24 protein-coding genes are annotated in these 24259 nt (G+C 50.4%); 12 read left to right on the top strand and 12 right to left on the bottom strand.

The window, feature by feature from the left end:
• Nucleotides 1-86: 86 nt before the first annotated feature.
• Complete coding sequence (locus DHN43_RS23905; protein ID WP_108820316.1) at nt 87-644, bottom strand: polysaccharide biosynthesis/export family protein; 558 nt, start codon at nt 642-644, stop codon at nt 87-89.
• A 220-nt stretch (nt 645-864) separates the two neighbouring features.
• Here DHN43_RS23905 and DHN43_RS23900 point away from each other — a divergent pair, with 220 nt between their 5' ends.
• Nucleotides 865-3234 carry a GumC family protein gene (locus DHN43_RS23900; protein ID WP_108820315.1) on the top strand — a complete coding sequence of 790 codons (2370 nt, stop codon included), beginning with the start codon at nt 865-867 and terminating at the stop codon, nt 3232-3234.
• A gap of 27 nt (nt 3235-3261) precedes the next feature.
• Here the strand turns inward: DHN43_RS23900 and DHN43_RS23895 are convergent, their stop codons facing one another.
• Nucleotides 3262-4479 (bottom strand): GNAT family N-acetyltransferase, encoded by a 1218-nt coding sequence (locus tag DHN43_RS23895; RefSeq protein ID WP_108820314.1) that lies wholly within the window; start codon nt 4477-4479, stop codon nt 3262-3264.
• A gap of 155 nt (nt 4480-4634) precedes the next feature.
• Here DHN43_RS23895 and DHN43_RS23890 point away from each other — a divergent pair, with 155 nt between their 5' ends.
• Entirely contained in the window at nt 4635-5714 is a 1080-nt protein-coding gene (locus tag DHN43_RS23890) for a polysaccharide deacetylase family protein (RefSeq protein ID WP_208995606.1), read from the top strand.
• Nucleotides 5715-5743: 29 nt separating this feature from the next.
• Here the strand turns inward: DHN43_RS23890 and DHN43_RS23885 are convergent, their stop codons facing one another.
• Nucleotides 5744-5947 carry a DUF2842 domain-containing protein gene (locus tag DHN43_RS23885; protein WP_057464452.1) on the bottom strand — a complete coding sequence of 68 codons (204 nt, stop codon included), beginning with the start codon at nt 5945-5947 and terminating at the stop codon, nt 5744-5746.
• Nucleotides 5948-6237: 290 nt separating this feature from the next.
• Between DHN43_RS23885 and DHN43_RS23880 the strand changes: the two genes are divergently transcribed.
• Complete coding sequence (locus DHN43_RS23880) at nt 6238-7323, top strand: COX15/CtaA family protein (RefSeq protein ID WP_108820312.1); 1086 nt, start codon at nt 6238-6240, stop codon at nt 7321-7323.
• Nucleotides 7324-7456: 133 nt separating this feature from the next.
• On the opposite strand, the gene DHN43_RS23875 is transcribed toward DHN43_RS23880, so the two are convergent.
• From DHN43_RS23875 to DHN43_RS23860, 4 genes are all read right to left on the bottom strand, one after another.
• Nucleotides 7457-8740, bottom strand: coding sequence for an O-acetylhomoserine aminocarboxypropyltransferase (locus DHN43_RS23875; RefSeq protein WP_108820311.1), 1284 nt, complete (start codon nt 8738-8740; stop codon nt 7457-7459).
• 319 nt (nt 8741-9059) lie between these two features.
• On the bottom strand, nt 9060-9500 hold the full coding sequence (locus tag DHN43_RS23870) for a CoA-binding protein (RefSeq protein WP_108820349.1): 441 nt from the start codon (nt 9498-9500) through the stop codon (nt 9060-9062).
• Nucleotides 9501-9507: 7 nt separating this feature from the next.
• The gene (locus DHN43_RS23865; protein WP_108820310.1) at nt 9508-9963 is read right to left on the bottom strand and encodes a DUF3052 family protein; all 456 of its coding nucleotides are present in this window, start codon (nt 9961-9963) and stop codon (nt 9508-9510) included.
• A gap of 22 nt (nt 9964-9985) precedes the next feature.
• Nucleotides 9986-10816 (bottom strand): enoyl-CoA hydratase, encoded by an 831-nt coding sequence (locus tag DHN43_RS23860; RefSeq protein WP_108820309.1) that lies wholly within the window; start codon nt 10814-10816, stop codon nt 9986-9988.
• Nucleotides 10817-11003: 187 nt separating this feature from the next.
• Here DHN43_RS23860 and DHN43_RS23855 point away from each other — a divergent pair, with 187 nt between their 5' ends.
• Nucleotides 11004-11462 (top strand): PaaI family thioesterase, encoded by a 459-nt coding sequence (locus DHN43_RS23855; RefSeq protein WP_063289184.1) that lies wholly within the window; start codon nt 11004-11006, stop codon nt 11460-11462.
• Here DHN43_RS23855 and DHN43_RS23850 read toward each other — a convergent pair.
• From DHN43_RS23850 to DHN43_RS23840, 3 genes are all read right to left on the bottom strand, one after another.
• Nucleotides 11429-11746, bottom strand: coding sequence for a hypothetical protein (locus tag DHN43_RS23850; RefSeq protein WP_108820308.1), 318 nt, complete (start codon nt 11744-11746; stop codon nt 11429-11431). The genes DHN43_RS23855 and DHN43_RS23850 overlap by 34 nt on opposite strands.
• Before the next feature lie 61 nt (nt 11747-11807).
• A complete protein-coding gene (locus DHN43_RS23845) occupies nt 11808-12683 on the bottom strand; it encodes a leucine-rich repeat domain-containing protein (protein WP_108820307.1) in 876 nt (291 codons plus the stop codon).
• 17 nt (nt 12684-12700) lie between these two features.
• The gene (locus DHN43_RS23840; RefSeq protein ID WP_108820306.1) at nt 12701-13927 is read right to left on the bottom strand and encodes a hypothetical protein; all 1227 of its coding nucleotides are present in this window, start codon (nt 13925-13927) and stop codon (nt 12701-12703) included.
• Nucleotides 13928-14227: 300 nt separating this feature from the next.
• On the opposite strand from DHN43_RS23840, the gene DHN43_RS23835 reads away from it, so the two are divergent.
• The 4 genes from DHN43_RS23835 (at nt 14228) to DHN43_RS23820 (ending at nt 16934) form a co-directional block, all read left to right on the top strand.
• Nucleotides 14228-14704 carry a hypothetical protein gene (locus DHN43_RS23835; RefSeq protein ID WP_208995604.1) on the top strand — a complete coding sequence of 159 codons (477 nt, stop codon included), beginning with the start codon at nt 14228-14230 and terminating at the stop codon, nt 14702-14704.
• A 231-nt stretch (nt 14705-14935) separates the two neighbouring features.
• Complete coding sequence (gene rplM, locus DHN43_RS23830; RefSeq protein WP_057464394.1) at nt 14936-15400, top strand: 50S ribosomal protein L13; 465 nt, start codon at nt 14936-14938, stop codon at nt 15398-15400.
• 2 nt (nt 15401-15402) lie between these two features.
• On the top strand, nt 15403-15879 hold the full coding sequence (rpsI, locus tag DHN43_RS23825) for a 30S ribosomal protein S9 (protein WP_057464395.1): 477 nt from the start codon (nt 15403-15405) through the stop codon (nt 15877-15879).
• Nucleotides 15880-16055: 176 nt separating this feature from the next.
• Nucleotides 16056-16934 (top strand): FkbM family methyltransferase, encoded by an 879-nt coding sequence (locus DHN43_RS23820; protein WP_208995603.1) that lies wholly within the window; start codon nt 16056-16058, stop codon nt 16932-16934.
• Nucleotides 16935-16937: 3 nt separating this feature from the next.
• Here DHN43_RS23820 and DHN43_RS23815 read toward each other — a convergent pair whose 3' ends face one another.
• Both DHN43_RS23815 and DHN43_RS23810 read right to left on the bottom strand, forming a co-directional pair.
• Nucleotides 16938-17531, bottom strand: a complete 594-nt coding sequence (locus DHN43_RS23815; protein WP_208995602.1) for a DUF6653 family protein — start codon at nt 17529-17531, stop codon at nt 16938-16940.
• Between the two features lie 63 nt (nt 17532-17594).
• On the bottom strand, nt 17595-19403 hold the full coding sequence (locus tag DHN43_RS23810; protein WP_057464397.1) for a PHA/PHB synthase family protein: 1809 nt from the start codon (nt 19401-19403) through the stop codon (nt 17595-17597).
• Between the two features lie 539 nt (nt 19404-19942).
• Here DHN43_RS23810 and DHN43_RS23805 point away from each other — a divergent pair.
• The 4 genes from DHN43_RS23805 (at nt 19943) to glpX (ending at nt 24200) form a co-directional block, all read left to right on the top strand.
• Nucleotides 19943-20272: a hypothetical protein gene (locus DHN43_RS23805; protein WP_208986779.1), complete on the top strand. Its 330-nt coding sequence runs from the start codon at nt 19943-19945 to the stop codon at nt 20270-20272.
• A 317-nt stretch (nt 20273-20589) separates the two neighbouring features.
• A complete protein-coding gene (locus DHN43_RS23800) occupies nt 20590-21801 on the top strand; it encodes an LL-diaminopimelate aminotransferase (protein ID WP_057464398.1) in 1212 nt (403 codons plus the stop codon).
• Between the two features lie 31 nt (nt 21802-21832).
• Nucleotides 21833-23158: a homoserine dehydrogenase gene (locus DHN43_RS23795; RefSeq protein ID WP_063289179.1), complete on the top strand. Its 1326-nt coding sequence runs from the start codon at nt 21833-21835 to the stop codon at nt 23156-23158.
• 46 nt (nt 23159-23204) lie between these two features.
• Nucleotides 23205-24200: a class II fructose-bisphosphatase gene (glpX, locus tag DHN43_RS23790; protein WP_063289178.1), complete on the top strand. Its 996-nt coding sequence runs from the start codon at nt 23205-23207 to the stop codon at nt 24198-24200.
• The last annotated feature ends 59 nt before the right edge of the window (nt 24201-24259 follow it).

Raw genomic sequence — 24259 nt, 5'->3', positions numbered from 1 at the left:
CCTGTTAATCGACAGGGTTAATTAACTCTTAATCGTGAGTTTTAGCCTAATAAAACGCAAAGGCATGTAGGGTGCATGCTCTTAATTTAAAAGAGCCTTTCATGCACATAGAGGGTGTCCCCAGGGCGTACAGGCGCTGTGATTGGTGCCGGTCCGCTGGCAACTTCGCCGCCGATCTGACGCGTTAGATCAACATCCTGTTGGCGGGCTCTTGCAGTAAAGCCTCCAGCAGTGGCGACGGCATTTTGCACGGTCATGCCTGGCAGGTAAGCGTACTGGCCTGCGTTTCTGACTTCACCCATGATGAAAATTGGGCGATAGATGGCAACTTCCACAGATACATCGGGATCGCGGATGAAACCGTTTTTCAGACGGGTGCGGATCATGCTTGCGAGTTGTTTTGGAGTTTTGCCTGTTGCGTTGATCTGACCGATCAATGGGAAGGCGAGGCTGCCTCCCTGATCAATCTTGTAGGTATTGGACAGATCAGCCTGTCCAAAAACGATAATACGGACTTCGTCGCTTGCAGCAAGAGTGTATGGCTGGACCAGTTCCTCATGAAAAGCAGGCTCTGGCTTTTTATAGGATGAACAACTCGTTAACAGAGTTAAGCCAGCAATAACTGCTAGTAGGCGCGGGCGCATTACGAAATCCTTTAAATTCATTGGGAGTATATTTCCGCGCTCAAGGTTAACAGAGTATAAATATTGTAATTATCCTCTAGTTAATTTTACAAGAATTGTTGGGCGCTTTGTCATTTCTTTCCAGCATTTGATTAAGGTGCTTAATAACTTGGTTACCCTGTCTATGCATTCTTGTGATTGAAAATTGTTTCGGGCTTTGTATTGAGTGGGGAAGTGGGCTGTGCCGCAAGAAGATGTCTTTCTTGATATGGGCGTGCTGTTCAAAAAAGTGTTTAAGGGGCTCCTTTGGGTGATCCCTTTTGCAGCGCTGATCGCCTTTGGCACTTTTTACCTGGCCAGCAAGCAAACTGCCAAATACACAAGCGAATCCAAAGTCCTCATTGATACAGCCAAAATTATCCTGCCAGGCCAAATCCGCAACAGCGAGCAGGAACGGTCTCTGCTAGATAAAGAAGGCATTGCCAGCCAAGTACAGTTGTTACAGTCGCGTGATTTGGCGCGCCACGTTGTACAAACACTTGATCTTGCCAACAACAGTGTTTTTGCGGCCAAAAGCAAACCGGGTCTTGTTGATCAATTGATGACCCGTGTTGGGCTTGAGCCGACATCTGGTCAGATGAGTGAAGCAGAGCGACTGCTGAACAAATTCACGAGCAATCTGGATGTGTATCAGGTCGACGGATCCCGCGTTATCGCAGTGCGTTTTACAAGCAAAGATCCTGAGCTTGCAGCGCGTGTTGCTAACACGGTGATCAACGAATATCGCATGCTGCAGGATAATGCGAAGCGCGCGGTGACCAATAACACGGCTGATGCGCTTGCGCCGCAGGTTGCGCGCCTCGAAAACGAAGTTGAGGCTGCGAAAAAGACCGTTGCGGAGTTTCGTGCGGGAGCAGACCTGTTGCTTGGGTCCGAAAACAGGACGCTAAACCAACAGCAGCTGGCCGAGCTCAACTCTCAGGTTTCTTCCGCCATCGTGGCAAAGTCGCAGGCTGAAGCTCAGGCACGACAGATCCGATCCTTGCTGGAGGATAGTGGGTCTTTGGAAACTGCGACGCAGGTTCTGGCTTCATCTTTGATCCAGCGCTTGCGTGAGCGTCAGTTGGCGCTGGAAAATCGTATTGCGGAGCTTTCAACTACGCTCTTGCTAAATCACCCGCAGATCAAAGCACTGCGTTCCCAGTTGCGTGGGTACGATCGTCAGATCCGCGCTGAGGCGGAGAAAATTGTTATTGGTCTTGAGAATGATGCGAAGATTGCTCAGGACCGTTATGTCGCTCTCAATGAGCAGGTGAATGCGTTGAAGGTAGAAGCTGCCCGTTCGGGCGCTGATCAGGTTCGTTTGCAGGAGTTGCAGCGCGAAGCACGCTCCAAAGAAGAGCAGCTGAACCAGTTGCTTGTGAGCCTGCGCGAAGCAGAAGTGCTGCAGGGTGTTGGTGTGCTGAATGCTGACTCTCGTGTGATTTCGCGTGCCTCTGTGCCAAGTGAGCCATCTGGCCGGAAGCCTTCTGCGCTTGCTGCGATTGCAGGTTTTGCCGCGTTCTTCCTCGGCTGCCTCTGGGTGATTGCACGTGCTTTGATTGCTGGTGAAGTTTTACGCCGCGAAACATTTTCTACGCCAACAGCACCTGCTGCCAATCCGAAAGAAGCGACAGGTACCGCAACCTCTAACGCGCTTGAAAGCGTGGTGGATGCAACGACCCGCAGCCATGCTGTTACCGCTCCTCCTGTCGAGCTGAAGCCTTCCTTTGTTGAAGAGGAAGATAAGTCTGATGAGGAGCAGGACACCTCAGAGGAGGAAGAGCCTCAAGAGGAGATGACTGAACTTGCTGAGGATGAAGCTTTTGAAGAAGAGCATGACGAAGCACGCGAAGAAGAAGAGTTTGACGAGGAGTTTGAGGAAGAAGAAGCAAGTGCTGAGGTTTCGTCAATCACTCTAAAGGAAGTCAAGGCTGATAACGTCAATCAGCTGGCAAAGGTTGGCCGTGTGGTTGTGCTGAGCGTGGAGGATGAAAGCCTGTCTTCACGCGTTGCCCTAAGCTGTACGCGCAAGATTGCCGAGCGCGGTATTATGCCAGTGGTTGTTGAGGTGCGGTCTGAAGGCGGTGAAGGGGCTCAGTCCATCCTCAAAGAAACGCCGCTTGAAGAAGTTGGGGATGTGCCTCAGGCTGAAGAGGGTTCTGATGATCCGCTGAAGCCGGGTTTTGCCGAGTTGTTGGAAGGCGAGGCGGCCTTTACGAACGTGATCCACCGCGACCCTGTTTCCCGTGCGCATGTGATACAATCAGGTGTCATGCCTATTCGTGATGAAGTGGTTTATGGCGGGCGCTATAATCTCATCATGGAAGCCCTGGATCTGACGTATGACGTAATCGTGGCTGATCTCGGTCTCATCGAACCGAGTTTGATTTGCGCGCAGATGCTTTCTGAAGCGGATCGTGTAATTATTGCAACTGACGGGTCACCAGCTGGCCCTGAACTGGAAAAAGCTCTGACCATCCTTGAAAAGCACACCAAGGCACCCGTTGAGGTGGAGCGAGTGGTCAGCAATGAAGCCGCGGCTTGGCTACAGGTTGATATGGCAGCATAAAAGCTGTTCAAAATGTTTTGAGTGAGCTTAGTGCTGCATGCGAGCGAAAGTTCCACGGACACGCCTGTAAAGCTGCCAAAAACGCTCGTTGTTTCTGAGTTTGCGCTTAGAGCTGAGTATGACGTTTTCGAGAGCTGCGACGAGCTTTCCTTTGAAAGTGAGTGGCTCGATCCAGTCCTTTAAGTGTTCTGGTTCAGCCCATGCCAGCTTGAAACGTTCTTCGCCCAATCCAAAGTCAAAGATCTCCATGCCTTCATTGCACATGTCCTCAATGACGTGCTGCATGAGCAACTCGCCCGGACTATGTCGCATCAGTTCGCCATTAATGATGGAGGTGCAATAGCAATATACTCGTTTTCCAGACATAAGACTGAGGCATGTGCTGATGATCTCATCATCAAGTTTCAGGCTGTAAACCACCGGTTTTGACGGGCTGTCATCTTGCGAAAGGTTTGAGAAGGCCTCACGCACGAAACACTGGTAGTTGGGAAGAGCGAAGGCGGTTGGAATGCCTGTCTCAGCCTGTCGGAGCTCTCGCTGCCTAATCATGGCATCAATGGCGGCGGCTGCGCCTTCTTTTGTGATTTCAGCCGTGAAGCTGAGCGTTCCCAGTGACTGAAGTTTGCTAAGTTTACTGCGGTGCTTTTTGCGGGCACCTTTAGAGCGTTTTGCTTTGACGAATTCTTCCGCAGGGCTTGTAAGCTCAAACGGATAGATTGCATTGGTGCTCGTGGTGTCATCCAAACGGATCAACGGGTTGTCGTAGGCGCCCACACGCCTTGCCATGTTGCCAAGATGGATGAGATCAACGCCCCATGCTTTGAGGGCTGCGACCAGGCGAGGACGGAGAAAATGCGCCTGCGGAGCTTGTAATAGCTCTTGAGACCAATAACCTGTGTTCTGGTTGAAGATTTCCTCTCCGAGCCATCGGGCGGTTTTTGTAAGGTGGCACTGATGGAGAGCGAGAGGTAGCAGGACGTGGAGTTTTGCGCCGATGTATCCGGCAACAATCAGTGTGGTGGCTCTTTCTGAGTGGGCAACATGCTCTGCCCAGCTTTTACACCATTCATAGGCGTGATAGGCACTTCCATCGCCTGATGCTTCCAGAACGAGCCAATCACTTCGCAGTTTTGACAAGTCTTCATCTGAGATGATCTGAAAAGAAAGCTTATTCAAATCCAGCGTGTTATTACAATCAGCACGGTTAGAGCGCTCGCTGTTTGACGTGGATTGTGGAAGTGCCATTGAAAAATGCCCTAAATAAAATACAAGGAATTATTAGTTCCAAGCTCTTAATGAATCTCAAATCTAACTAGGTAGAGCAACCCAAATTGAAATTAATCGTAAATAATTCCCAGTTACAATTTGAGAGATATTCGGTTTGGAACTAGGGGGTCTCCGTGCGGAAGTCCTTCAAGCATTTAGTTATTGATTACGCCAGCTACTTTTTAAGTAGCCGTGGGCCTGCCAGATTATTCAGGAACATGACCGCTGGTGATGGCATTATTTTTACGCTTCATCGTGTTCTCCCTGAAACGACCGGGCCCTTTCAGCCTAATAAACTGCTTGAAGTTACACCAGAATTTTTGCGTAAAACCGTTATTCAGGTTCGGCAGGCGGGATACGAGTTTATTTCACTGGATGATGCTTTGGAACGGCTTCAAAGCAAAAGGCAATGCTCTCAGAAGTTTGCGGTTTTGACTTTTGATGATGGTTATAAAGATAACCGAGATGTGGCTTTTCCCGTGCTAAAGGAACTTGATGTTCCTTTCACCGTTTTTATCAGCAGCGAATACAGCAAGCATAACTCTGAGCTGTGGTGGATTATCATAGAACAGCTCATCGCTGAGAATGACCACATCTCATTCCGATATGAAGACAAACAGTTTGATTATGATTGCACCTCATTAAAGCATAAAGAGGCATCGTTTGTATCAGCGCGCTGCATGCTTATCAGCGAGGTGCCAGAGGCTAAACAGCGGGCAGTTATTCGGGAGGCTGCAGAGCGTTATGGATTGGATTGGCGAGTGCTTTGCCGAGAGCTGATTCTGTCTTTTGAAGAGTTGCGTGCATTTTCTCAGGATCCACTGGTCAGCCTGGGCGCGCATACGGACACTCATCCGATGTTGGCGCGGCTTTCTACCCGTGAGGACATCCGGCAGCATATTCAGGCAGGGCTGGAGGAAATGACTGCGCAGTTAGGCAAGACGCCGACGGTGTTGGCGTATCCTTATGGTTTTGCAGAAGCGGTTGATGAACGCTGTGAAAGTGTTGCTGAGGAACTGGGTTTTGCGGCGGCTGTGACGACGCAACCGGGAACCTTGACTACGGAAAATCTCAAGCGACGCTATCATTTGCCGCGTGTCTCATTGAATGGATTACATCAACAGCAAAGAATGGTTGATGTGTATCTGACCGGAGCCGCATTTGCGGCTTACTACGCGGTGAAGCGCGTCCGGTCTTTTTTGAGAAGAGCGTGAGCTTTGAACAGGGCTTGCCCCTTTAGGTCCTAGCGCTTTTTATAGGTCCAGCTGATAATCAATCCCGCCGGAACTACCCAGATCAAACCAGCAATTGCAAAAAAGATAAGCTTAATAGACCAATGCTTGCCCGCCATTGTTATATCGCCAATGACCATTGCCAGGAAGATATAGACAAGAACAAAAGTCACTAAAAATACCATGCCGATGAAACGGCGAAATGGCGAAACCATAGAGTTCTCCTTGAAAGCCTCTTTGCATAGGGCCTTTCTTTTCCGCGCAAGCCATAGTTCAAAATGCATATATTTTTCAAGAGGATCTTGCTGATAATTTGCAATTTAGATTGTGCAGACCCGCTTTCGTGTTCTCTAAGTCTATGACACAGCAGTGCTATTGCATGACTGACTTTCACCTGAAAAATCTAGGTAATTTGTCTAGACTGCTGTGAGGATCTGCGTATTTTTCCTGATTTGGCTGCTGATCTGACATATATAGGGGCAAACAAGTTCTTCGAATAGGTGTCATGTCTACTCCGTTCTACAGTTCAGATCTTTCTGCTCAAGACCTTTCCAACCGCAGGCAAATTCGCGCGTGGTTGCTGTTTATCTGCTTCCTGATTTTGGCCATGGTTGTTGTTGGCGGGGCGACCCGCCTGACCGAATCCGGCCTTTCCATTACTGAATGGAAGCCAATACATGGTGCCATTCCGCCGCTGAGTGCCGCTGAATGGGCGGAGGAGTTTGAGAAATACAAACAGATCCCGCAGTACAAGCTGCTCAATGAGGGTATGACGCTTGGCGAGTTCAAGTCCATCTTCTGGTGGGAGTGGGGACACCGCTTGTTGGGCCGGGTGATTGGGCTCTTCTTCTTCATCCCGCTTGTGTGGTTTTGGGCTCGTGGGCAGGTGAGCTCATGGCTTAAGCCGCGGCTTGTGGTTGCGTTCTTGCTTGGTGGATTGCAGGGGGCGATTGGCTGGTGGATGGTTGCGTCTGGCCTTGTGAACCGTGTGGATGTGAGTCAGTACCGTCTTGCTGTGCACTTGAGTGTGGCCTGTATTCTGTTTGCTTACCTGTATTATCTAGCAGCTGTGTTAAAGCGCCGCCCAGAGCTTGAGCGTGAAGGCTGGAATGTGTTTGGTGATGGTTTGTTTGGCGCATATGCCATTGTTGGCTTGGTGCTCTTTCAGCTGTTCCTAGGGGCACTGGTTGCAGGCCTCAATGCAGGGCTGACCTTTAACACCTGGCCACTGATGGACGGGCAGATTGTTCCATCAGGTTTGTTTGTCATGTCTCCTTGGTGGATCAACTTTTTCGAGAATGTGATGATGGTGCAGTTCCAGCACCGCATGATCGCTTATGCGCTGGTGATTGCTGTGTTTGTGCAGGGTTTCTATCTGATGCGCGGCAACAGAGAGAGCGTGCTGAAGAGCAATGCCAGCTGGTTGATGGTGGCGATTGTTGTACAGGTATTCCTTGGTGTTGTGACGCTGCTTGGCATGGTGCCGATGGATCGCGCATTGGCGCATCAGGCGATGGCGCTTATTGTTCTGGCACTCGCTGTCGAGCAGGTTTGTCTGCTTCGCCGTGAAAAGGAAGCTGCGTTGAGATGATGATTCAGTTTGTCTGACTAAGTGGTTGATGTGGAATTGAAAAAGGCGCCTTGCGGGCGCCTTTTCTTGTTTTATGGTCATTGCTGGTAGATTGATTCATTTTCCAATCATACCGCATTGAAATATAAAGGTATTATGCCTTTTCGAGAGCTTGCTTCAGATCTGCGATGATATCGGTAACATCTTCAATGCCAATGGAGACACGAACAACATCCGGGCCTGCTCCAGCAGCAGTTTTTTGAGCGTCGGACAGCTGGCGGTGTGTGGTAGACGCTGGATGGATGACGAGCGAGCGAGTGTCTCCAATGTTAGCAAGGTGAGAGAATAGCTCCAGACCTTTTACCAGTTCAACGCCCGACTCATAGCCGCCCTTCAGGCCGAAGGTGAAGACAGCGCCTGCGCCTTTTGGGCAGTACTTCTGATGCGCCTGATGGAATGGGTCATTGGCGAGGCCTGCATAAGAAACCCAGCTGACAGCTGAATGGCTTTGGAGGAACTCAGCGACCTTTAGGGCATTGTCAGAGTGCTTCTGCATGCGCAACGCAAGTGTCTCGATGCCTGTGATGAGCATGAAGGCATTTTGCGGTGAGATAGCTGGACCGAGATCACGCAGGCCGAGGACACGACAGCAGATCGCAAAGGCGATGTTGCCGAAGGTCTCAAACAAGCGCATGTCGTTGTATTCTGGACGAGGTTCGGTCAGCATTGGATATTTGCCAGATGCTGCCCAATCGAATGTACCGGCATCAACAATGGCACCGCCCATGGAGTTGCCATGTCCACCCATGAACTTGGTCAGAGAATGCAGCACGATGTCTGCGCCGTGTTTGATTGGCTGGCAGAGGTATGGGGTTGCCATCGTGTTGTCGACGATAAGAGGCACGCCAGCATCTTTGGCCACTGCTGAGATGCCCTCGATATCCATGATAACGCCACCTGGATTGGCGACACTTTCGATAAAGACAGCACGAGTGTTTTCGTCGATCTGGTCTGCGAAGCTTTGTGCGTCCAGACCTTCTGCCCATTTCACATCCCAACCGAAGCTTTTGAAAGAATGGTTGAGCTGGTTGATGGTGCCGCCATACATGCGCTTGGAAGCGACGATGTTACAGCCAGGTGTCATGAGGGCGTGGAAGGCCAGAAGCTGTGCGGCGTGGCCGGATGCCACGGCCAGAGCTGCAGTGCCGCCTTCCAATGTTGCCACGCGCTCTTCAAGAACAGCGGTGGTTGGGTTTGTGATGCGAGTATAGATGTTGCCAAATGCTTGCAGGCCAAACAAGGACGCAGCGTGGTCTACATCCTCAAACACGAAAGATGTGGTTTGGTAGATTGGTGTTGCGCGCGCGCCTGTGGTTGGGTCTGGTTTCGCGCCTGCGTGAATTGCAAGGGTATCAAAGCCTGGGGTGTGATCGCTCATAAGGCAGTCCTTTCAATGCGCTTGCAGGATGGAACGGTTCTGCGCAAGGTGCATGGTTTGCAAACCCTTGGAACAGGCGCGTCATTCTCTGCTGAAATTTATATAATTTCCCGCTAAGAACTATGAGGGGGCAACCGGAGGTTGGCAAGCTCAGATGAAAAGATGAGCGCTCTTCACTCTTGCAGAAAGCTCAAGCAACTTGCCGACTATTTGATGCTTGAAATTCTGTTCGCTTCTGCTTGGTGGGATTGGAAAATCGTTCTAATTTATCGGATGCGCTCTCAAACTTCGTGGTATCGAGAGCGCCTGATAGGAGTGTTTAGCTGGCTGTAATTGATGCCAGACGTGGGATTTCGATCTTAGGGCAGCGGTCCATTACCACTTTGATTCCCTTGTCTTCTGCCCGTGCTGCTGCTTCGTCGTTTCTGACGCCCAGCTGAAGCCAGATTGCTTTGGGGAGCGTTGGCAGAGCGATTACCTCATCGATGACACTAGTCGCTGCTTCTGAATTGCGGAAGACATCGACCATGTCGACGGGTTCTGGAAGGTCTGTCAGGGACGCATAGACTTTTGCGCCGGCTATTTCGGTGCCTGCCTGACCGGGATTGATTGGATAAACGGTGTAGCCTTGCTCCAGCAAGTAGCCCAGTACGCGGAAGCTGGCACGCTCCGGCTTGTTGCTGGCGCCGACCAGCGCGATTGTTTTTGTGTTTTCCAGAATGCCCTGAATGTAGTCGTCTGAATAATGATCGTGGTTCATGTTCTTATCAACTTTCTGCAATTTCATTGGCTGCCAGCTGTATTTGTATGTGCTCTTCACGCAGCTCCTTGCGAATAACAAGCTTGAGACCGGCCCAGACAGCGTCAACTGCGCAAACCTTGATATCGACCAGCCCCATAGGCAAGCAAACTTCTCTAACCGTATCTTCTGTCACCTCTGAGGAGACTTTGGATGCTTTCTTAGGCCAAGACACCCAGATCATGCCGTCTGCATCCAGTGTTCTGCGCAGCTTACTCAGCAATTCTGACAGTTCGCTTTGACCTGGTACAAAGATATGGGCAGCATTGATGCCAGTTTCCAGTGCGGGCAGGAGGACCAGATCGTCAACTCCTGCTGCAATTTCATCGGAAACGGTTTGTGGCATGTTGTGCCACCAGCAGCGCATGCCGGGTTTCAGGCCTAGCTTTTGAGCTAGTGGTCTTTTTGAATACCCGGCTGTCATTGCGCTGCTCCTTACATCTTGATCAGCTGTCTTTCCAATCAGGCGTACGCTTTTGAAGGAAAGCGTTGATGCCTTCTTCCGCATCGTTGGCGAGCATGTTTTCTGCCATGACTTGTGAGGTGTAAGCATACGCTTCTGCCAATGGCATATCGGCCTGCTTGTAGAAGGCTTCCTTGCCGGTTTTGACTGTGAGGGCGGACTTGGACGCAATCACTTCAGCGTATTTCTGAACTACGACTTCCAGATAATCTGCTTGCACCACGCGGTTGATCAAGCCGTATTCCTTTGCGGTGGAGGCGTCGATGCTTTCGCCAGTCAAAAGCATTTCCATGGCCTGTTTGCGGCCAATGTTGCGGGTCAAGGCCACCATGGGTGTGGAGCAGAAGAGGCCGATGTTAACGCCTGGGGTGCAGAAGGTGGCTGTATCCAGTGCTAGTGCCAGATCACAGGAAGCGACCAACTGGCAGCCTGCTGCTGTTGCAACGCCAGTTACAACGCCGATGACTGGCTTTGGCAGGTTCACGATCTTCTGCATGAGCTCAGCGCATTGATCGAATGTCTGCTGATAAAAAACTTTGCCGCCATCTGCTTGCGCGCGTGCAGCGGTTAGTTCTTTCAGGTCGTGGCCTGCGCAAAAGACTTTGCCTTCAGCGCCAAGCAAAACAACGCGCACTTCCGGGTTTGCTTCGGCTTCATCCAGCGCGGTGCAGAGCTCTTTCATCATGGCCATGGACAGAGCATTCATACGCTCCGGGCGCTGCATGACGATACGCTGAACACCATTGTGCAGCAGTTTGCCAAGCATCGGGCGTTCTGCTTCGTTTTGATCTTTGGTGGTGTCTGCGTCAGACATGATGGTTCTCCATAGTGCTGTAAATAGTCGTTGAGATGCCTTTAGCAGGCTATCGGGCCATGATTAAGTGTTAAATCACAGAGTGAACAAAACTTGAGCCTAGCGCAACGGTTTAGAACTTTTGTTCAGCTGGTAAATCATGGAGCCATATATCAGTATGTCGGCTTGCATGAGGAGGAGGGACTTCATGACCAGTGAGGTGGCGGCGCCTGCTGTTAAGTTTAGTCCGGCAGAACTGACGGAATTTCTGGACAAGGCATTTCCGCAGATGCACGCATTAGGTCGTGCATATTTCATCGATGAAATTCTACCGGGAAAAGCAATTGTCAGGCTCAAGGCCGGGGACGTGCATTTGCGTCCTGGTGGTACTGTTTCCGGTCCTTCGTTGATGGCTCTTGTTGACTATGCAGCCTATGTGGTTCTGCTGGGCAATATGGGGCTGCATGCGCTTGCTGTGACAACCAACATCAATATCAACTTCCTACGCAAAGCTGAAGCTGGTGAGATGATCGCCACGTGTCGCATCCTGAAGGGCGGCAAGCGCCTTGTTGTTATGGATTGCGAGATTACACGTGAAGGGAGCGATGATCTGATTGCTCATGCCACCGCAACTTACTCCATCCCGCCGGCGTCGTTCAAGGGATAGGATGCGTGCTGTTTGTTGTCCAACTGCGTGGTTGGGCATCCATCCTGAATTTTGCGCCACATGGGGTTGTTGAGTGCCATTTGGCATTGGGCCAGATAGGCGATGCCGTCTACATACAGGCAGGAAAAATCACCCAGCTCAATCCGCAGGCCACGGTTGGTGCAATAACAATCAGGCTGTTTAAACAGACTGCGAGGACGTTTGCGGAACTTGCTTTCCTGAGCTTGGACACTCCAGGTCCAAAGCAACAAAAGCGATAGGGTGAGTAAGAGATAGCGATGCATTCCCCATGGTAAGATGTAGGGCGTGGATCGCTACCACTGTTTTTCAGGGGCGCTTTTCGGGTTAGAGGTAAATCAGCGTGCCTTGTGCGCGCAGGATTTCAAACCACTCCGGTTCTTTGGTCAGGCGTGTCCAGCGTAGATCCAGTTTGCGCAAGTTCTTCAGGTTACTCATGCTGGCGGGCAGTTCTTCCAGTGGATTTGCCCTGAGGTCCAACTGATAGAGATTGGGAAGATCTCCAATTTCTTCTGGGAGCTGGGGTATTTGATTGTTGCGGAGGTCCAGCACTTCGAGCTGATGCAATTCGTCCATGTTCTCAGGAAGCTTTGTGAGGGCATTGTCGCGCAAATAAGCTTCTCGTAAGGATGAGAGGTTGGAAAAGTGCGAGGGTAATACACGCAAACCATTGCCGTAGAGCCTTAGCTCCTTCAGATTTTGCAGGTTCCCGAAACTTTCCGGGAGATGTGTAATGCTGTTGTCGGTGCAGCCGAGATACTCCAGTTCAGACAGATCACCAATGCTCTTCGGTAGTTGCGTCATGACGGTGTTGCTTGCATAGAGCACACGCAGTTTCTTTAAAGCTCCTAAGTTGTCCGGAAGACACTTCAATGCTTGATGGCTGAGGTCCAGGATCTCCAGATTTCGCAAGTCACAGAGGCTGTCGGGCAGCTGTGTCAGCTTACATCCGTAGATGTAGAGTTCCTTTAGCGCCTGAAGGCCGGATAGGGCCTGCGGTATTTCGCTGATTGGGTTCTGTCCCAGATAGAGGCTTCTTAAGGAACGATGATGCAACAACTCTGATGGGAAACGGTTCAACTCGCACTTTGTGAGCGCTACATCCGTCAGCTTGCCGCCGGACTGGACTGCGCATGGGGTTCCATCTTGACGGTGCCTGATGCTTTTGAGCTGATGATACTGAAATGAATCCTGTGTGATCATTGGAACCTGCAATGCGCTTAGTGGAGGTACTGCTGTTGTAGCGTCGAAACGACTTGCTCCGAAAGCGTAGTTTTCAGGAGGACGATTGTTCTTGACGATAATGCCGCATTATCTGCTGCTGAGGCTTCTATATGAGGCAGAACATTATCGAGTGATGTTCCTGCCTTCTGCAATTTCTGATCAACTGCCTGCCAGAATGCAGCACCTTTCATATAGAAGAGAGGGTAGTAGCTGGGGTTATTGTCGCGCGTTACTTTGGTGTGGGCTTCATAAAGGCCTGTTGCTGCGTGAGGGTAGCGCTCTTGAAAGTTTTGCCATTGCTCCATCGGAGTTTCTGATTGTAAACCAGCTTTCTCCAGTGATTTGTAGCCGTAATATTGAGCAAGGCTTTCAGATATCCAGAGTGTGTAAGATTGGGTTGCCAGCAAGTGAAAGAGTTCGTGGCCGGAGACCCAATGAAGTTTGGCGATGCTGTCGTCTGTGGCTGCGCCATCGGTTACTGCAAAATTGGCAAGGAACGCTTGTTTGCCAGCAGCTCCAGCTATTTGCCCCAGCTTCTTGTTAATTGCGACCCACACGAGATCGATATTGTTTGGTGTGCGCTCCTCGGGTGCAAGCAACGCTTTCAGATACGCAAGTTGTTGTTGAAGAGCGGGCAGGTTCTCTGCTTTCAAGGCTGAAGTCGAGTCGTCTTTGAACAGCGTGAGCGTTGTTTGTCCGGTTTCCAGTGTTTTGGTGGACTTGCCCCATGTGAGGATCAGAGGTGGTTCGTTTTGGGCGGGCAGGGCGCTGCATTTGATTGTCTGCGCCTTGTTATGGACTTTGCCGCAGATCTCTGTTGCAGAGACACCTTCGAAACGAGGAATGTCATCCCACTCCGTTAAGCTCCACCACCCAGAGGGAGAGTAGAGGTTTTGCTGGTTTGCAATGGCGTGAGGGACGGTTTGCACATTCTGGAAGGTGACATTCCATTGCAGCTCACGACATGAAAGTCGCTTTCCATAGGTTATGGATGTCTTGTGAACTCCGTCGCAGAAGAACTGAATTGGTGGCGTTTCTGCATCCCCTCGAATGGTGCGGGGCTTCAGTAACCTGAGACCTTGTGGAGCTGGAAATGTGACTGTTGCAGTTCCGCTCATAGGTGTGGTGGTGCTGACGTCTATGATGATCTGGACCGGTGGATTTTCTGCAAGGGCAGGTTTTATGAACAGGGACGGAATTAGAAAGAGAAAGGGGAGGTGCATCTGAAAATTTGATACCTGAGAAAAGCAACTTTGGATTGAACAATCGATTCGATGATTTCCGCACGGAAATGTGTTCATCCCATGTTATCCAATGTATGAAGCATGTGCTCTACAAGACGACACTGCGTTGAAGTGCCTAAATCTCTCAGCTTATTGAAATTTTTGAATTAAATTTGCCTGAAAGTTGAATTGTCTGTTGATCCAAAAGCAAAAAGCCACTTAAAATTCAGGGACTAAAGCCAAAGGCCGTTTTTTGATGGATGGGAGACCTGAGAAGACGGCGTGTGGGGGAGCAGGCTTGTGTTCTATCGTGCGTTTTTCGGTTTCATTTTTGATTTCCTGTTGGTGCCACTCCGTTTCGGAACTCTATTGGCCACGATCGGCTATATTGGCTTTCTAGCCCTGAATATCCTTTTGATTCTGGCAGTTCCTGCGTTCTTTGATCTTTATGTGGTCGGTGAGCCTCGGGTCTTTGCTGAATTCCGCGAGACGATGTTCTATCTGGATACGGCCTTTATTGGTGATCCAATTGTCTTCGTGAGCCTGGTGTTCTTCAATCTGCTGCTGGCAAATGCCACGTTGACGACACGCCTGACCCGAAGTCGCTGGCGGTTTTTCTATCCGGTTCATTTTACACCCATTAATTTGCGCGAATATCGTGTGGCACTTGCTGGTCTTGGTTATTATGTCAGCTGTTACAGCGCCAACTGGGTCTTCTATGAATTGCAGGTAGATGACCTTATTTTGACTGCTGCACGTGCTGCCGGTGTTTCCTGAGGTGCAAAAACCTCAGATTCATGCGGAAAAAGTGTGGTATTATAGTACCTATTTTATATCTATTTGAATTTATTGATTAATTTGCTTGAGTGTGTGTTTTTTTGTTCTTGACGTTGTGCTCAAGCTCGCGTATCTACCCGTTCCTACACGGAGCTATCACGTTTAGCTGCTCTTTCGGGCCTGAACGAATTTCTCCCAAGAATTTTAACCGTCAAAACTACGGTAGATCTTATGAAGACTCATTCCACTAAAGTGGCTGAGGTCGACAAGAAGTGGATCTTGATCGACGCAGAAGGCGTTGTTGTTGGCCGTCTGGCAGCATTCATCGCAAACCGTCTGCGCGGCAAGCACAAGCCGACCTACACACCACATATCGACGATGGCGACAACGTAATCGTTATCAATGCAGACAAAGTTGTACTGACTGGTAAAAAATACCAGAGCAAGAAGTACTACTGGCACACTGGTTACCCTGGCGGTATCAAAGAGCGCACTGCACGTCAGCTGATCGAAGGTCGTTTCCCAGAGCGTGTTCTGGAAAAGGCTATCCAGCGTATGATGCCAGGCGGACCTCTTTCCCGTACACAGCTGCGTAACCTGCGTGTTTATGCTGCTGCAGAACATCCGCATGATGGCCAGTCTCCAGAAGTGGTAGACGTTAAAGCCATGAATCCTAAAAATGCGAAGAGGGGTTAATTATGTCTGAGCTACAGTCCCTTGAGGAACTGGGCGGCGCAATCGCCCCTACCGAGAACGAAGCTCCTGTACATGTACAGAAGCTCGACGCACAAGGCCGTGCATACGCAACCGGTAAGCGTAAAGACGCTATCGCTCGTGTATGGATCAAGCCAGGCACCGGTAAAATCGTTGTAAACGGCAAAGAGTACGCTGAGTATTTTGCTCGTCCAGTGCTTCAGCTGATCCTGCGTCAGCCAATCATGCTCACCGAGCGTGATGGCCAGTACGACATCAACGTTACTGTTGCTGGTGGTGGTCTTTCCGGCCAGGCTGGTGCTGTTCGTCACGGTATCTCTAAAGCGCTTACTTTCTACGAGCCAGCATTGCGTCCGGTTCTGAAGAAAGAAGGCTTCCTTACTCGTGATAGCCGTGTTGTTGAACGTAAGAAGTACGGTAAGCGTAAAGCTCGTCGTTCCTTCCAGTTCTCCAAGCGCTAATACGCGATACTGGAAACAGTTTTACGGAAAGGGCTGCCATTTGGCAGCCCTTTTTGTGTTTGGGCTCTCTGTCTTGCCGTGGGTGAAATTGCAGAGTTGTTGCGCTGGGGTTTACCTGCCACGTTTGTGCGAAACTGTGGTGGGGACGTGCATTGATCCAGTGGTCGCAAAAGTTCTTGTCGGCATTCCTAATGGGGCTTGCCCCGCACAAACGAAGTGGGACACTGGCTCGTCTTGCTTTGCGGTTGGATAAGCAAAATCTGAGTGCTTCAAGGGTGCTTTATCTGAAAGAGCATAAGGGCTTTTCCAATATGAGGCGATTGGAAGAGTTTTTGCGAGTTGGCTTGGCTGATGAGCAGTTTGCGCGGTTGAGTGAGAAGTACTTTTACTATTGCCGTGCTCAGCGCTTTCAGGAGCTGCATTTCCTCAAACAGTTTACATTCTACGAGAAGCAAAAAGGGTTTTTTGTAGAAATAGGCGTTGGGGATGGAACGCACCTTTCCAATAGTTTCCTTTTTGAGAAAGCATTGGGTTGGTCTGGTTTGCTTGTGGAGCCCAATCCAGATTGCTGGGACCAGATTTGCTCAGGGCGTGACGCTGATTTGGATAAGAGAGCGGCTTGGAGTTCGGGAGGGGGAGCACTTCGCTTCTTTTGTGCTGATACTTCGGAGTATTCAGGGATGCTCTCCGTTGTAGGTCAGGGGACGAAGCCGGGGCGCGAGATTGAAGTTCCGATTGCTCGTACTGAGGATATTCTGGTTCAGCACAATGTGCCTGATCACATTCCCTTTATATCTATTGATACGGAAGGTACTGAGCTGGAAGTTCTCAAGGGAATTGATTTTTCGCGTAGGACGTTTGACTTCCTATGCGTTGAGCACAATCATAACTCAAAGCAGCAAGATGCCTTAGTCGCCTTTATGAAGTTGCAGGGATATGTGGTCACCCAGCCGGAACTCTCCGGAGCAGATTACTGGTTTGTTTCAGGGCAGGGGCGTGCGTCGTCTGTTTCTGCAAAGCAAGACGGTTATGGTGCGCCCTTGTTGGCCGACTAAGACTCAGCTCGCTTTTGCTTTCAGGCTGTTGTCGTTGACTGGAATGTTTCGCCAGCTCTTGTAGAGTGGATGGGCATTTTTCATATGCTCGAAGACTTTCACCATCACAAACAGTGAGGCGAATTTTGCGAGGTAGGCGAGGATGCCACCGGTAAGCATAAGCGGAAGATTGTTGGTAGTTGCTGCCCAGATCGCTGTGCCAACTGCGATTAGTCCGATGACAAGAAGAGCGAGTGCTTTTTGATGATAAGGGGCTGGAACTGGAACAAACATCCGGTTCAGCCACATTCTCTCACCCAGCATCGCTTTTTGCAGCCATGTTTTTGCGCCAATTGCTTTTTTGCCAAAGGGTGGAATGACCCAAACCCATGCAGCAGCTGCAAGTGAAAGGGCTAATGCCCAGAACCAGCCGAGCGCTGGTTGATACCACAGAGGTGCAAGCAAGGCAGGAAGCACAAGGATTCTTGCCAAGAGGTTTTTAGGCTTGTTCATGCGCGTGAGGGCAGCGCTTTGTGTGTTCAGGTGCCGAACATGTCGAGGATCCCAGCCGCCGATCTTCCGCGGTTGCATTTGTGATAGCTTAGGATCTCCTGCCACGTTGTCCTCCATTTATTTCGTGAGAACAAGCGTGGCGTCGCGCAGACTCACTGCGTGTTCTCTTTATATGCGCACCTTAACATAACTGCCTGGTGCGTCTTCCAAAATTTTTGTGCGGCGTGCGCCCGGTTTGCGTGCTTTTACCTGATTATCATCCTGAGATGTAATCCATTTTTGCCAGTGTGGCCACCATGACCCTGGAGTTTCAGATGCATCTTGCATCCAGTTTTCCAGAGCGCCCTCCGGCTTACTTCCTGTCCAGTACTGGTATTTCTCTTTGGATGGTGGGTTGACGACGCCAGCGATGTGGCCAGAGCCACTCAAAACGTACTCTACTGGACCACCAAAACATCCGCAGCCTTTGAATACGGATTTTGCAGGTGCAATGTGGTCTTCTTTTGTTGCCAGATTATAGATCGGGATCTGGACATCGCTCAAGTCGAGGTTTTGCCCGGCCAGTTCCATTTCGCCTTTCGCAAGTGCGTTTTTCTGGTAGCAGTTGCGCAGGTAGTAGGAGTGGTTGGCAGCAGGCATGCGCGTGCTATCCGCATTCCAATAGAGCAGGTCAAACGGGAATGGATCTTTACCGCGCAGGTAATTGTTGACGACATAAGGCCAAATCAAGTCATTGGAGCGCAGCATGTTAAAGGCCGTCGCCATTTTGGAGCCGTCCAGATACCCTTTCTCGCCCATGCGATGTTCAAGAATTTCGATCTGCTCCTCGTCCACAAACACCTTCAGGTCGCCTGCAAAGGTGAAATCCACCTGAGTGGTCAGGAAGGTCGCAGATGCAATGCGATCTTGCTCTCCGATTTTGGCAAGATAGGCGAGGGTAGCAGCCAGCAAAGTGCCGCCGACGCAGTAGCCAATGGCGTTGACGGTCGTCTGCTGGGTGGTTTTGCGAATGCGCTCCAGAGAGTTGAGAATGCCGTCGCGCATGTAGTGTTCAAAGCTTTTTTGAGCCTGAGTCTCATCCGGATTGATCCACGAGACTACAAAGACAGTGTGGCCTTGATCCACGGCCCATCTGATGAACGACTTTTCCTTGTTAAGATCAAGAATGTAGTACTTGTTGATCCAAGGCGGAACAATAAGGAGCGGACGTTTGAGAACGGTCTCTGTCGTTGGTGTGTATTGGATCAGCTGGCAGACATCGTTCTGCTCTACGATTTTGCCGGGTGTGACTGCAACGTTCACGCCAACTTCAAACTTATCCGGGTCAGTCTGGCGGATGCGCAAGTCACCGTGACCAGCTTTGATATCTTCCGCGAGCAGCTTCATGCCCTTCACCAGATTGCCGGCGTTGGACGACATGGTCTCGCGCAGCAGCTCCGGGTTGGTGAGGATGAAGTTGGACGGCGACATGGCATTGGAGATTTGCTTTATGTAAAAGCCCGCCTTATGGCGCGTGTGATCATCCAGTTCATCGGCGCCTTCTGCAAGTTCTTCAGCCCAGTTGCTCGTTTGCAAGTACATCTGCTTGATGAAGTCGAAGAAGTTGTTGTCGTCCCACTGACTGTCTTTAAAACGCTTGTCGGTGTTGGTGGGGACAACGATTGGTTCTCTTTCCTCTCCAGCCATGCGCTGGAGTGTGGAGTTCCAGATGTTCATATATCCAGACCAGAGCTTGGTTTGAGCTTCTATGGCGCGGGAAGGGTCTTTCATCCAATAATTGCCGACCTCAGCGAGTGTCTTTACCACTGCGTTGAGTTCTTCGGTGCCACCGGATGCTGCTTCGCCTTTTTCGCGAGGCTCCAGATAGGCTGCCAGAGCCTTGCCGCCATTTTCGGCGATCTCGGAGAGGTTCTTGGCAAACTCCTCAGGATTATTGAGGATGTACTGCAACATTGGATTGGTGTCTTCACCGGTCATTTGCCTGCTCAGTCCTCGTATCTGGTGTCTGATTAATACTCGCCAGACCCAATAGTATTTGGTGTGCGTGATCGTGCTCAAAAATATGCCACATACACTCATGCGTAATGGGGCGGTGTCTTAGCCTACAAAAACGGCATAATGAGTATATCCCTAAGAATTTTGACAGGCACGTGAAAATCCATGCTGATTGTCTTAGTCCTTAGGTGGATTCTTAGTAGGTATTTAGCAAGTAAAGTGCTTTTGCGGAACTGTGAGAAGTTTTGGGTTATTCTTAAGTTTTATGGATGAGTTCAACTCTTGAGGAAAACTCGGAATACTCCGAATTATAATAGTATTTCTTCTTAATATTTATCGGTTATGGTTTGAGTATATCGTGTTCTGTGTTCAGTAAATGACAACTGCCCTAGAGTAATAAACTATGTGTTGTTAACAGGGTAATATATGTGGACTACGGATGACGCAACTGCTAAGTGCATTTTTAATAAAGTTATGTGCGCTGCTTTTGTGTCGTCATCAGATAAAACGCGAGGTTCCAGATGTTGCTTAAGTTTCAACGAGTTTGCTGTGCAGTTGTGCTGGCAGGTTTTGTTGGCGGTTGTGCATTTGGCGAATCTTTGACGGTTTACGAGGCCATCGAAAAAGGCAACGGCGCAAAGCAGACTGGTGTGGCTGAACTGCCGCCAGAAGTTTCCAGCGATTTGCTTTCCCCAGAACAGCGTGCGGCTTCTGAAGCCAATCTGCTTGCGATCTCCTCTGAGAGTAAGCGCAGGGCAGGTCTCGGTGGGAGCTTTGAGTCCAGTGCCGAACAGCTGAAAACGATTGCTGGTGAGCAGGCTGGGCAATCTCAGGATGTGCAGGCGCAATAATCTTTCGTCGCATTTTTCATGTGGCGAATACACCTTTAGTTGTGCATTTTGTGTGAAAGCCGTCTAATTTCTCAAGTTGAAATTGTAGATCCCGTTGTTAGCCGCAGAATTCTGCGGCTTTTTCTTTGGATTTAAAGTTTCACATCTTCTTTGAAAACTTTAAAAAAATGTCGGTTTTATCCCTCATGAATGATGCGAAAAATGTTCGCACCTGCTAAAAGGCCGTGGAAACTTGGCTGAAATGACTCGGGACCAAGTTTGAACAGAAATCAAAATATAGCTTGAAACGCTAAACTGAAGAAAGTGAGGCTCGCGTCATGGACGACTTTCACAAGACACGCCGGCTCCCGCCCTATGTCTTTGAACAGGTCAATCGTCTGAAAGCCAAAGCGCGAGCGGCAGGCGCCGATATTATCGACATGGGTATGGGCAACCCAGATTTGCCTACTCCGCAACATATTGTCGATAAGCTGGTGGAGACTGTTCAGAACCCGCGCACACATCGCTATTCCGCATCCAAAGGGATCCCGGGATTGCGTAAGGCACAGGCTGGCTATTATGAGCGTCGCTTTGGTGTAAAGCTAAACCCAGATACGCAAGTTGTTGCGACACTGGGGTCCAAGGAAGGGTTTGCCAACATGGCTCAGGCGATTACCGCGCCGGGCGATGTGGTGCTTGTCCCTAATCCATCCTACCCAATTCATGCATTTGGCTTCCTGATGGCAGGTGGTTCGCTGCGGTCTATCCCGGCAACTCCGGGTCCTGAGCTGTTTGAGGCTCTGGAGCGGGCTGTGGTCCATTCTATTCCGAAGCCAATTGCAATTATTCTGTGCTTCCCGGCGAACCCGACAGCAAGTGTTGCTGATCTGGATTTCTATCGCGATGTGGTTGCCTTTGCGCGTAAACACGAAATCTACGTGCTTTCTGATCTGGCGTACTCCGAAATCTACTTTGGTGATGTTCCTCCTCCGAGCATCCTGCAGGTAGAGGGGGCAATGGATATTGCTGTTGAGTTTACCTCTTTGTCCAAAACCTTCTCCATGCCGGGGTGGCGTATGGGCTTTGCAGTTGGTAATGAACGTCTGATTGCGGCTCTTGCTCGCGTGAAGTCCTATCTGGATTATGGTGCGTTCACTCCAATTCAGGTGGCAGCTGCGTCTGCGCTGAACGGATCAGATGACTGCATTCGTGAAACTCGCGAGATCTATAAGAAGCGCCGTGATGTGCTGATCGACTCATTTGGACGCGCTGGTTGGGATATTCCTGCTCCGGAAGCATCCATGTTTGCCTGGGCTCCAATTCCAGACCAGTTCAAACATCTAGGATCTTTGGAGTTCTCCAAGCTGCTTATTGAAAAGGCAGATGTGGCGGTTGCTCCGGGAATCGGCTTTGGTGAACACGGTGAAGGTTTTGTGCGTATCGGTCTGGTTGAAAACGAACAGCGTATCAGACAGGCCGCACGTGGCATTCGGAAGTTTTTTGAAGACGCGGGCAGCAATTCTGAGGAATTGAGTAAATCGGGCGCTTAGGCGCCCGCCCACCTACAGATACTGGGTATTTATGACTGATATTTTGAAAGTTGGCGTTGCTGGTCTAGGAACCGTCGGTGCTTCGTTGGTGCGTATCCTCGAGGCCAAGGCGAATGTTCTTGCCAATCGATGTGGCCGACCTATCAAAGTAGTGGCTGTGAGTGCTCGCAGCCGCTCTAAAGATCGTGGTGTTAATCTGGATGGATTGACCTGGTTTGAAGATCCCGTTGAACTTGCCAAGTTCGACGGGATTGATGTTTTTGTGGAGTTGATTGGTGGTGAAGACGGTCCGGCTGAGGTGAGTGTTCGCACTGCGCTAGAAACCGGTAAGCACGTCGTCACAGCTAATAAGGCGCTCTTGGCGAAGCACGCGGTTGCGTTCTCTCACCTTGCAGAAGCCAAAGGTGTGAGCCTCAACTACGAGGCTGCCGCCGCTGGTGGTATTCCAATCATCAAGACCATGCGTGAGAGCCTTGCGGGCAATGATGTGTCCCGCGTTTACGGCATCATGAACGGCACTTGTAACTACATCCTCACGCGGATGGAGCAGGAAGGCTTGTCGTTTGCTGAGTGTCTTGCTGATGCGCAGCGTCTTGGATATGCGGAGGCTGATCCAACCTTTGACATCGAAGGTTTTGATACCGCACACAAGCTTGCTCTGCTGACCAGCCTTGCGTTTGGCTGTGAAGTGAATGCAGATGCGATCTATGTGGAAGGGATCACTTCCATTACGACGGCTGATATTCGCGCTGCGGATGAGCTGGGTTACCGGATCAAGCTGCTGGGTGTTGCTCAGCGCACTGATACAGGGATCGAACAGCGCGTGCACCCGACCATGGTGCCGAAGTCTTCTGCAATCGCTCGCATTGATGGTGTGTTGAACGCCGTTGCTGTTGATGGTGATGCAGTTGGTGAAGTGGTGCTGGTTGGTCCGGGGGCAGGCGGTGATGCAACAGCATCCTCTGTGATCTCCGATCTGGTCGATATTGCACGTGATGTTTCTCTGCCGGTGTTTAGTCAGTCTGCGACAACACTTGCAGATTATGTTCCAGCGCGTATGCGAGCGCATGAAGGTGGTTACTATATTCGTCTGGCTGTGTTGGACGTAGCCGGTACTTTTGCCACAATTGCGCGCTGTATGGCGGACAAAGGGATCTCACTTGAGTCTATTGTCCAACGTGGACCGCATTCCAGAAATGATAAGGATGGTGTAAGCGATCCTGCAGCACCGCGAAGTGTTATCCTTATCACGCATGAGACCACTGAATTGGCTGTGCGCGAAGCTCTGGATGCGATTGCTGCTGAAAAAGTAACTTCTGGTAAGCCTCAGATGTTACGAATTGAGAACCTGAAATAATACTTCCTCACGTTTAACGTGAAAACAGGACACCCGAGAGGTTTAAATGGCGGATAGTCATCAGGACGCAACTGACGTTCTTGACCGTATTCTGACACTGGAACTTGCACGCGTTACGGAACGTGCTGCTGTATCTGCAGCACGTCTTCGTGGGCGGGGCGATGAAAAGGCAGCTGACCAGGCTGCTGTGGACGCAATGCGCCGCGAACTGAACCAGCTGCCAATCGACGGTACTGTCGTGATTGGTGAAGGGGAGCGTGATGAAGCGCCAATGCTCTACATTGGCGAAAAGGTTGGCACAAAAGACGGGCCAAAGGTTGATATCGCACTTGATCCGCTGGAAGGTACCACGATCTGTGCGAAGAACATGCCAAACTCCATTGCTGTTATCGCGCTGGCACCAGAAGGCGGCTTGCTGAACGCACCTGATAGCTACATGGATAAGATCGCGATTGGTCCGGGGTATCCTGAGGGTACCATCGATCTGGATCGCCCAATTCAGGAAAACCTTGCAGCTGTTGCGAAAGCAAAAGGCTGTGAAGTGAAAGACGTAACCGTCTGTGTGCTGGACCGTCCGCGTCACGCCAAGCTGATTGACGACATCCGTGCGACCGGTGCTTCCATCTTCCTGATTGGTGATGGTGATGTCGCTGGCATCATTTACACCACTGACCCTGAAGAGACCGGTATCGATCTTTATGTTGGTATTGGTGGTGCACCTGAGGGCGTTTTGGCTGCTGCAGCTCTGCGCTGTATTGGTGGTCAGATGCAGGGCCGTCTGGTGATCACTCGTGAAGAGCAGGTTGAACGCGCAGGCCGCATGGGTATTGACGATATCAACCGCAAATACACCATGGAAGAAATGGCTGGCGGAGACGTTCTGTTTGCTGCGACCGGTGTGACAACTGGTAACTTCCTGAAGGGTGTGAAGCTGGGCCGTGATAACATCACCACCCACACTGTTGTGATGCGCTCCACGACCGGTACTGTTCGTTTCATTGAAGCGAAGCATACCCAGTTGGAAAAATTCCATCTGGATTGATTTAGCGCTTCCTTCAAGCTAGATAAATAGAGTGGGCGGGTGTGTTGAGCACTCGCCCC

Origin of the sequence: Pseudovibrio sp. Alg231-02 (assembly GCF_900143565.1) — a bacterium.
In the GTDB taxonomy this organism is placed as follows: domain Bacteria; phylum Pseudomonadota; class Alphaproteobacteria; order Rhizobiales; family Stappiaceae; genus Pseudovibrio.
Note: the sequence above shows the minus strand (reverse complement) of the source record. Positions and strands in the feature narration are given on the sequence as shown.